Source organism: Klebsiella sp. EMBS2024 (genome assembly GCF_036233805.1).
Classification (GTDB): Bacteria; Pseudomonadota; Gammaproteobacteria; order Enterobacterales; family Enterobacteriaceae; genus Klebsiella; species Klebsiella pneumoniae.
Genome location: NZ_JAZARW010000001.1, coordinates 5,125,702 through 5,125,942 on the forward strand (window position 1 = coordinate 5,125,702; position 241 = coordinate 5,125,942).

The 241-nt window shown below is 53.8% G+C and carries 1 tRNA gene; it reads left to right on the top strand.

Annotated elements, in window-relative coordinates:
* Window positions 1-156 precede the first annotated feature (156 nt).
* Window positions 157-241: transfer RNA gene (locus VZP09_RS23555), tRNA-Leu, on the top strand.

Below are 241 nucleotides of genomic sequence, written 5' to 3' on the forward strand. Positions count from 1 at the left end.
TTGCTGGTGGCAGTTGCTCTATGGAACGGTAGCAAAAGGTGACGCCGCGCAGGATAGCGCTGTTTTTTTCAACACTTAGCGCAATGACGACACGCTGTCGCTTGCATGGCCGCCGCCGACAGGTATAATCCAGAACGNNNCCGTATNNNNTTCAGTGCCGAAGTGGCGAAATCGGTAGACGCAGTTGATTCAAAATCAACCGTAGAAATACGTGCCGGTTCGAGTCCGGCCTTCGGCACCA